The 8,732-nt window shown below is 71.9% G+C and carries 8 protein-coding genes; 4 read left to right on the top strand and 4 right to left on the bottom strand.

Annotated features, from left to right (window positions below):
• Positions 1-5 precede the first annotated feature (5 nt).
• A complete protein-coding gene (locus tag VF330_RS38015; protein ID WP_414675540.1) occupies positions 6-131 on the bottom strand; it encodes a hypothetical protein in 126 nt (41 codons plus the stop codon).
• A 132-nt stretch (positions 132-263) separates the two neighbouring features.
• Between VF330_RS38015 and VF330_RS38010 the strand changes: the two genes are divergently transcribed.
• Genes VF330_RS38010 through VF330_RS38000 form a run of 3 tightly spaced genes read left to right on the top strand, consistent with a single transcriptional unit; the run spans position 264 to position 4,017 of the window.
• Positions 264-887 carry a helix-turn-helix domain-containing protein gene (locus VF330_RS38010; RefSeq protein ID WP_330856581.1) on the top strand — a complete coding sequence of 208 codons (624 nt, stop codon included), beginning with the start codon at positions 264-266 and terminating at the stop codon, positions 885-887.
• Complete coding sequence (locus VF330_RS38005; RefSeq protein WP_330856580.1) at positions 884-1,855, top strand: hypothetical protein; 972 nt, start codon at positions 884-886, stop codon at positions 1,853-1,855. Before VF330_RS38010 ends, VF330_RS38005 begins: the two co-directional genes overlap by 4 nt.
• Positions 1,852-4,017, top strand: a complete 2,166-nt coding sequence (locus VF330_RS38000) for a zonular occludens toxin domain-containing protein (protein WP_330856579.1) — start codon at positions 1,852-1,854, stop codon at positions 4,015-4,017. Before VF330_RS38005 ends, VF330_RS38000 begins: the two co-directional genes overlap by 4 nt.
• A gap of 359 nt (positions 4,018-4,376) precedes the next feature.
• On the opposite strand, the gene VF330_RS37995 is transcribed toward VF330_RS38000, so the two are convergent.
• Positions 4,377-4,706, bottom strand: a complete 330-nt coding sequence (locus tag VF330_RS37995) for a hypothetical protein (RefSeq protein WP_330856578.1) — start codon at positions 4,704-4,706, stop codon at positions 4,377-4,379.
• 404 nt (positions 4,707-5,110) lie between these two features.
• On the opposite strand from VF330_RS37995, the gene VF330_RS37990 reads away from it, so the two are divergent.
• On the top strand, positions 5,111-6,412 hold the full coding sequence (locus VF330_RS37990) for a hypothetical protein (protein ID WP_330856577.1): 1,302 nt from the start codon (positions 5,111-5,113) through the stop codon (positions 6,410-6,412).
• Here the strand turns inward: VF330_RS37990 and VF330_RS37985 are convergent.
• Both VF330_RS37985 and VF330_RS37980 read right to left on the bottom strand, forming a co-directional pair.
• Complete coding sequence (locus VF330_RS37985; RefSeq protein ID WP_330856576.1) at positions 6,396-7,418, bottom strand: NAD-dependent epimerase/dehydratase family protein; 1,023 nt, start codon at positions 7,416-7,418, stop codon at positions 6,396-6,398. The genes VF330_RS37990 and VF330_RS37985 overlap by 17 nt on opposite strands.
• Before the next feature lie 99 nt (positions 7,419-7,517).
• Entirely contained in the window at positions 7,518-8,216 is a 699-nt protein-coding gene (locus VF330_RS37980; RefSeq protein WP_330856575.1) for a recombinase family protein, read from the bottom strand.
• Positions 8,217-8,732: the final 516 nt, after the last annotated feature.

Below are 8,732 nucleotides of genomic sequence, written 5' to 3'. Positions count from 1 at the left end.
TGGGGTCAGAAGGTCGTGGAGCGGCGTTCGCGGAAGCTCAGGGCCGCTGCCACGTGGTCGGAGGTGGGGCGGTCGGCTTCGGCCAGGTCGGCGAGAGTCCAGGCGACCGGGAGTAAAGCGAAGTAGCGCACCTGCCGGACGCCCCCATATATAGGACGGCCCCGCCAGGTGCGCGAACACCTAACGGGGCCTCGACCTGGACTTCTGGAGGTCCCGGCCGTGACCCGATCTTCCCATGCCCGCAGCTCGACGGCGGTGGCGCCGTGAGCCTCGAAGCACTCGACTGGGCGCTGAACCGCGCCCCTATCCCCCGCGACCGCCGCGACGCCTCGTCGCTGGCCGTCGTCCTGCTGGGCCTGGCGAACCACGCCGACCCGCACGGCCGCAACGCCTTCCCGGCCGTGTCCACGCTGGTCCGCTACACCCGCCTGTCGGAGCGGTCCGTGCAGTACGCGCTGCGGGCGCTGGAGGAACTGGAGCTGATCAGCGCCTCCGATCCGACGATCGTGGCCGCGTACGTCAAGCGCTCCGACCGTCGCCCACGCGGCTGGGACCTGGCTGTCCACCGAACCGACCGGCCTGTGGACAACTCTGTGGACGGGGTGCAGACACTGCGCCCCGCTGACCAGCACGGGGTGCAAACTCGCGCCGACGGGGTGCAAGCAGCGACGGCACGGGGTGCAGACACTGCACCCGAACCTTCAGTTAACCGTCCTAAGAACCGTCCCGCGTCGAGCGCGCCCGGCGGGCGCTCGACGGTCCCGCCGCCGTGCGGTCAGTGCGACGCCCGCGAGTCCGACCCAGTCAGCGCCCGCGTGGTGTGGCTCGACGCCGACCGCGTCCGCTCGACGCCCTGCCCCAACTGCTCCCCGGCGGTGGCGCGATGAGCACTCAGACCCCCAACCCCGAACCGCGCCCCGAGGACCTGGAGAACGCCGTGGACGAGATCGTGCGGTACGTCGCCGACCAGGCCCCGGCCGCGCCCGTCCAGGCCGTCGAGCCGGTCGAGTCCAAGCGCGTCCGGCAGCTGCGCGCCGAGGTCGCCGAGGCGCACGCGCTGCTCGACCTCCAAGCCGACGCCGCGCCGCTGCTCGTCGACACCGACCGCGTCCGCCGCAGCCGCAAGCGCGCCGCCGAGGCCGCCCGCCTCCACGCGCTCGCCCAGGACCCGGCCGCGCGTGCCTGGCAGGCCGCCCGCGTGCGCCTGGTCCTCACGGCCGTGGCGCTGACGGCGCTCGTTGGGGCACTGGGCTGGTCCACGACCGGCGCGCACGGGACGCTGACGCGCGGCATGGTCGAGCGGGACGCCGCGTGGTGGGGCGCGTGGCTCGTGGAGCCGGTCGTGTCCGCCGTGCTGCTCGTCGTGGTCGGCGCGAAGGCCTACCTCGCGGCGCGCGGCATGGTGCTGCGGCACCGGCACCTCACGGTCGTGGAGTCCGCCGCGCTCGTCGTGACGCTCACGCTGAACGTCTGGCACCACCTGCCGGGCGTGGCTGAGGAGTTCGAGCCGATGGCCCTACTGGCACACGCAGTAGGGCCGCTCGTCGCGGTCGGCGCGGTGACCGTGCTGCCGGTGATCTGGTCGGCGTTCACGGACCTCGACCACGGCCTGAGCGCTGCCCCTACTGCTGGGGCTACTCCCCCGGAGTACAGGCAAAACGTTCCCGTCGAGGACACCGCGCAGGACGCCCCTACCGCCCGTCCGACCGCCCTACTGGCGGCCCGTGCCCGGCAGATGATCGCCGCCGGGCACCTCCCCGCCGACCCGTCCGCGACCCGGCTGCGTGAGGCGCTCGGCTGCGGCACAGACGCGGCCCGTGAGGTCCGCGACGCCCTGCGCGGAGGTGCCGCGTGAGCGCGCCGAGGAAGGACACCGACATGGGCCAGATCGTCCGCTTCCCGCACCGGGGCGCCGAGGTCGAACCGGCGCCGGAGATCCTCGACGGCGAGATCGTTACCGACACCGAGTCGGCCGCGCTCGACCGTCAGCCGCCGCGCTGGGTGCCCGCCACGGTCGTCCGCATCACGCGGCACGAGCCGACCAGGCGGACCGCCCGGACCGTGGCCGCGACGGCGCTCACCGTCGTGCACGGCCTCGACTCGTGGCGCTCCCGGGCCTGGGACGCCGCGTCCGGTGGCGTCTACCGGCGCGCGATCCGGGCCGCCGAGGTCGCCGGGGACCGTGAGGCCCTGGCGCAGTGGGTGGACCGCCGGGAGCGGGCCGCCGCCGACCGGCACAAGCGGCTCCTGGAGCTGCCGAAGCTCGCGGCCGGCCTCGCCCGCGTGGTGCTCGGAAGCCTGATCGGCCTGGTGCTGCTCATGCTGGTGACGGCGCTGGTCGTGCAGCTCGCCGGGGTCGGGACGTTCCTCGGGGTCGTGGACGGCGTCCTGGGCGTGATCGCCTGGTGCGTCGGCGTGATCACCGTGCTGTGGCTGCCGTTCGTGGCGTCGCTGCCGCTGTGGGTGCTGCTGGCCGCCTACCGCGAAGGACGCCGGACGGCGACGCCTACGGCCTGGGCGACCGGGTTCGTGGACGGCGACGAGGGCCGCGACGTCGTGCCCAGTGACGGCGCGATCCTGGAGGCGCTGCGCAACCTCGGGATCCCGAAGCTGGACCTAGCGTTCCGCAAGGGCTGGGGCAGCGTCGGGCACCCGGCACGGGTGTTCGAGCAGGGCACCGCGCGCGACGGCAAGGGCTGGCGGACGCTGATCCGGCTGCCGCAGGGCGTCAACGTCGAGATGATCAACAAGCGCAAGGGCGTGCTGGCGCACAACCTCGTGCGGCTGCCCGTCGAGGTGTGGCCCACCGAGCCGAAGGACAAGCCGGGCGTGCTGGACCTGTGGGTGGCCGAGCCGGGCGCGCTCACCGGGCCGGTGCCCGCGTGGCCGCTGCTGTCCAAGCTGGACACGATCAGCACGGACTACTTCAAGGGCGTCCCGGTCGGCGTGAACATCCGGGGCGACAACGTCAACGGCCTGCTGTCGGAGGCGAACTACGCTGCCGCCGGGCTCATGGGCAGCGGCAAGTCCAGCCTCGTGATCACACTGCTGCTCGGTGCCCTGCTCGATCCGCTGGTGGACGCCGACGTGATCGTGTGCGCCGAGAACGCCGACTACGACCCGATGCGCCCGCGCCTGCGGTCGCTCACCACCGGAGCCGGTCCCGCGACCGTCGCCGCGTGCATGGCGATCCTGCGGGAGGCGTACGCGGACCTGGAGGTGCGGGGCAAGGCGCTTCAGGAGCACGACCAGCGGGCCGTGAACCGCGCGCTCGCCGAGGCGGACGAGCGGCTGCGGCCCCGCATCATCGTCGTGGACGAGTGCCAGGCGCTGTTCATGGACGAGGAGTACGGCGAGGAGGCCGCGTCCGTCGTGCAGTTGCTGATCAGCGCCGCGCGCAAGTACGCCTACACGCTGGTGTTCCTCACGCCGGAGCCGTCCACCGCGTCGCTGCCGCGCAAGGTCATCACCATCACCAACCGCAAGGCCTGCTTTGCGATCGGCGACCAGCAGAGCAACGACGCGATCCTCGGAACCGGCTCCTACAAGTCCGGCATCTCCGCCGTGGACCTGGAGCCCAAGACCGACGAGAGCGACGGCGACGTGGGCACGGCGATGGTGCGCGGCTTCATGGCGAAGCCGGGTCTGCTGCGCACGTACTTCGTGTCCCAGACCGACGCACACCGCGTCATCGCCCGCGCCGTCGAGATCCGCGCGAACGCGGGCATCGGCGCCCGTGCCGCGCTCGCCGCCGCCGAGGACCGGGACCTGCTGGAGGACGTGGCCGCCGTGCTCGCCGGGGTCCGCGTCAACGCCGCCGACGTCCCGCCACGGCTGCGTGAACTGGCCCCCGACTGGGCGCCGTACCGGGCGCTCGACGGGGTGCGCCTGCGGTCGCTGCTCGCCGAGCTGGGCGTGCGGGTGCCCTCCACCGGCAACCGCTGGCCGGTCGATCCCGGCGACGTACGGGCCGCGCTCGCCGGGCGGGAGACGCCCGGCCACGACGAGTGGAGTTAGATCCGCACCACGGCCCCGTCACCCCCGATTCCGGGGTGACGGGGCCTTCTCGGCGGGGCACCCAACTGACCTAATTCGCCTAACTTCACGCAGGTCACAGGCCCAGTTAGCTGCACGCGAGGCCGGAGTTACAGACCTAACTGCGTTCTGCGGATCTAACTCGCGCGGCGAGGCCCTGACGGCACGCCGGGCACCACGGCCAGCGGGCGCGCATCGAGCCGACCAGCGGCGCGCAGGCCGCCCCGCAGTCGGCGAAGTACATCGGCACGCCCCGGAAGTCGATGACATGACTCGCCGGGCCGACGAGGTGCGTCAGGTGCCGGAACACGCCGATCGCGGGCCGGGCCGGGCCTTCCACGTCAGGCGGGCCCGTGGCCCCGCGCCAGACGCGGCGCGAGCCGGTCGCCGGGATGCGGCAACACCATGAACTCGTGCACGACGTCCGCGAGCGACCCAGCGAACTCCCACGTGATCGCGTTGTCGCGGTCGGTTCGGATGCCGAGCGCGTCGCCCTCGTTCTTGACCCGGAGCGAGTCCGTCCAGCCACCGGGCCACTTGTGGAAGCCGTCGAGGAACTCGTCCTCTGGTCCCAGCGGCAAGAACCGCCACCCGCCGGACCGGAGATCGACCAGGTGTTGCAGCACGGGGTAGGTCGCGACGAGCGAGGCACCAGGAACGATCAGCGTCACGCCGCACGCTCCGAGATGGAACCGCGCGCAGCGGCAGGGTCGGGGGCCGTAACCGCCGCGCGCGGAGCTGGGTAACGAGCCAGGGAGTCAGCGCCGCAACGGGCGCGCAGCTCGGCCACCGTGGTTCGGCCGGCCAGCGCATCGCGGACGCGTTCAACCTGGTGTCGGCGGAGCGTCTCGCGGCGGACGTGGAAGGCGACCCAGGCCACAACGCCGCAGGCCACGGCTCCGAGCAAGACGAGGATCGCGACGGCTCCGGGTGTCATGCATCGAAGATCGACCCCTCCCGCGTGCGGCCCGAGGTCGTGGCCGGGCCACTTACGGCCACTAGAGGGACATTGCCCACCTGGGCGATCGGATCAGCCGCTCCGTGCTCGTACGGTGAGTCTTGGGAGGTACGGCAGATGGCGCAGCAAGCACCGCGCACGCGGCTGGAGCAACGGGTCCAGGCCGCGCACCTGAGCGTGCGCGAGTTCGTGACCGCGTTCCACGGCGCATCGGTCGAGGTCGGCGCACCGACGCACGTCAGTGAGCGGCAGGCGAAACGCTGGCTCGCGGGCGCCTCCGAGCTGCCCAGACCCGCCGCCTGCCGCGTACTCGAAGCCTGGTGGCGAGAACCCGTCGCGACCTTGTTCGGGCCACCGCTGGCCGAGGTCGAGACGATCACGACGATGAACGACGAGGAGCTGATCATGCACGCAGGCCGGGAGTCCGTGGAGCACGCCATCAACGCGGCCTCCGCGCTCGACCCGTCCGCGCTCGAACAGCTCCACGCCGAAGCACAACGCGCCGCCCGCGCCTACTACGTGACCCCGCCGCTGCACCTGCTCGGCGACCTCGTCCGCTTGCGGGACACCGTGTACGCCCAGCTCGACCGCACCCACAAGCCGCGCCAGCAGGCAGAGCTGTACCTCATCGCCGGGCAGGTGTGCGGCCTGCTGTCGTCCGTGAGCTGGGACCTGGGACACCCCGACGTGGCGGAGGAACAGGCACGGGCCGCGCACACGTACGGGTCGGTGATCGACCACCCGTCGTTGCAGGCCTGGGCGCGTGCCCTCCAAGTCACGGTCACGTTCTGGTCTGGCCGCCCCCGCCGCGCGGAAGCCATCGCCGCGTCAGCCCTGGAGACCGCGCCCGGCGGCACCGCGCGGGCCCGGCTGCACTCCGTCCACGCCCGCGCGCTCGCGATGATCGGCGCCCGGGACGAAGTCGGCACGGCGCTCGCGCTCGCCGCCCAGGAACTCGACCGGGCGGGAGATGATCCGCTCCTGGACGAGGTCGGCGGAGAGCTGGGCTTCGACCGCTCCCGCCGGGCACTGTGCGCCGGGGCGTCCTATGTGGCGCTCGGCGACGGCGACCGCGCCGAAGCCGAAGCGACCGCCGCACTGGAGCTGTTCGCACGCATGCCGCAGGCCTCACGCTGGGGCGCCGGAGAACTCGGGGCACGCGTTGACCTGGGCACAGCGCGAGCAATCCGCGGCGACCTCGCCGGAGCCGAAGACGCGTTGCTGGCCGTGTTCGAACTGGCCCCAGAACGCCGGACCGAAGCCCTGAACCGGCGGCTGATCGGCCTCGGGCAGGTACTCGGCGGCACCCGCTACCGAGGCGCGATCGAAGCCGCACGGCTCGGCGAACAGATCGAGGACTTCACGTCCCTGGCACTCGCCCGGTCCTCCGCGCGGCCCGCGATCAGCTCTCGCGAGTAGCCGCCCACGCGGTCAGAACCTCCGCCTCACGCTCCGGCGTGATGCCCAGCTCGGCGGCCCGCTCGTTGTCGAGCACCGGCTGTTCCTCGGTCAGCCACTGCCACGTGTCGTGCACCGTCTCGGCGATCGGCCGCGTCGACAGACCAGCGGCACGAGCGGCCGAGGAGTCCACCGCCCAGGCCCCGGCGTACGTGCGCCACAACGGCAGCTCCGTCCACTGGCGGACGCCCTGCGACACCAGGAACTCCTCAGGCACCCAGTTCAGTTCGGCGTTCGCGCGGACCGTCGTCGCGCACGCGCCAAGGAAGTCCTGGAACGTCTCGGTGCCGGGCGCCGTCACGTTGAACGTGCCCGTGACGCCTTCAGCGCAGGTCAGCGCGAAGTCCGCGACGTCGCGGATGTCCACCGGCTGGATTGGCCGGCCGGGGTTGCCGGGCGCGAGCACCTGGCCGCCGCGCTCCAGCCGCCGAAGCCACCACGGCAGCCGTCCCACGTACTCGTGCGGGCCGAGGATCACGCCCGGCCGCAGGATCGCGGTCCGGTCCGCACCGAACGTTTCGGTGACCGCGCGCTCGCACCCGGCCTTCCCGAACCCGTAGGTGGACGGGCCGGGGTCGCCGTCGAAGCCGTAGCCGGGCCCCGCGTCCGGCGGGCACTCCAGCACGGCCGAGGACTCGGTGAGCGGCTCGACCGGCCAGCCCTCGTACGCGGACACCGTCGAGATCACGACGTAGCGCGTGACGAAGTTCTTCAGCGTCTGCGCGACCGCGAGCGTCTCGCGCGGCACGAACGCGAGGGTGTCGACGACCGCGTCCCACGGGCCGTGGTCGGTGAGCCGGGCGAGGTCGAGCGCGTCGGTGTAGTCGCCGCGTACGGACCGCACGCCGTCCGGGTCCTCACCTGACGTGCCGCGCCGGAAGATCGTCACGTCGTGCTGACGTTCGAGCGCGGCCGAGACGACCGCGCGGCCGAGGAAGTGCGTGCCGCCGAGGACAAGGAGTCGCATGTCGGCCATCTTGACGCGGCTCGATTCCGTGAGTGGAAGGGGGTACAGAGGCGATTCGCGTGATTGGTAGAACGGCTGACTGCCCAGCGGCGGGCGTGCTCAGGTCGCCGATGAGATCCGAGCCGCGTCCTGCCCGGCGAGAACCGCCTGAACCGAACTCGTGGACCACGTCGCCTTACCGCGCGCAGTCGGCACGCCGTCAGCGGTCAACGCCTCGGCGATGACGCGAAGGCCCCTGCCCTCGGCGCGCTCGCGCACGATTCGGGCGACGACCTCGGTAGGAAGCACGGACGGGCGGCCCAGGCGCACACCCATCGCGCGCTTTGCGGCCAAGCCATCCTTGGTGCGCTGGGAGATCAGGCGCCGCTCGTACTGCGCCGCGCTCGCGAGCATGTTGGACACCAGCTCGCCGGACGCGGTCGACGTGTCCACGCCGGTGTCCAGCAGCACGAGGCGCCAGCCGAACTTGCGAGAACGGTCGAGCAGGGACGCGAAGTCGGCGACCGACCTGGACACGCGGTCGAGCTTCGCCGCGACCAGCGCGCCAGCCTCACCCCGGTCCAGACGCTCCAGCGCCTCGGTGAGCGCGGGCCGGTCGAGCGACTTCGCCGAGTACCCGGCGTCCTCCACGAACTCGACGGCCCAGCCCTGGCGCTCAGCCTCGGCGGTGATCGCCGCGCGCTGCGCGTCCAGGCCCGCGCCGGAGTCCGCCTGTTCGGAGGTCGAGACCCTCAGGTACGCGAGCACCTTCGCCGAGTCGGCAGGGACAGCGGAGCGGGAGCGGCGGGGCGTCGTCATGGCCGCAACTTTACGGTAAACGGTCGTTTCCCGTAAAGATCGGTCGGCGACAGGGCTCAATGTCCCGCCCGATCTGGCCGATGGGAGAGACCATGATGCCCGAGCCTTTTGCCCAGCGCCCCGGTTCCATTGCGCATACGCAACCTGATCAAGCGCCGGTACGACCGACCTTGCTAGAGCGCCTGATCGTTCCGATCGTTGCAGCCCTAGTCGGAGCCATCGCAGCTCTGTCCGGGTCATACATCGGTGCTACCACCACGAATCATGGCGCCCAGGACACACAACGCGCACAGTTCGCCGAGGAGCGGGCGAAGGAGGCACGCAATCGGAGAACCGAGACGTACGTGACATACCTGAACGCCGTTGAGGGCTACGGCAAGGCGGCTTTTTGGTACACCTATTGCGCGACTCCCACCGGCTCCTTGGCTGACAGCACTCCGCTTTCGAGCCGATGCGCGTCTGAGACCACAGCCTTCCTCAGTGCACGAGACGCGTACACAGACGCGAGGAACAACG

The organism is Lentzea sp. (assembly GCF_036380075.1).
GTDB lineage: Bacteria > Actinomycetota > Actinomycetes > Mycobacteriales > Pseudonocardiaceae > Lentzea.
Note: the sequence above shows the minus strand (reverse complement) of the source record. Positions and strands in the feature narration are given on the sequence as shown.

Bases quoted from the DNA above. Each gene is read 5' to 3' on its own strand.
- VF330_RS37985 (WP_330856576.1), bottom strand. From the start codon at position 7,418: ATGCGACTCCTTGTCCTCGGCGGCACGCACTTCCTCGGCCGCGCGGTC.
- VF330_RS37980 (WP_330856575.1), bottom strand. From the start codon at position 8,216: ATGACGACGCCCCGCCGCTCCCGCTCCGCTGTCCCTGCCGACTCGGCG.
- VF330_RS38005 (WP_330856580.1), top strand. From the start codon at position 884: ATGAGCACTCAGACCCCCAACCCCGAACCGCGCCCCGAGGACCTGGAG.
- VF330_RS37990 (WP_330856577.1), top strand. From the start codon at position 5,111: ATGGCGCAGCAAGCACCGCGCACGCGGCTGGAGCAACGGGTCCAGGCC.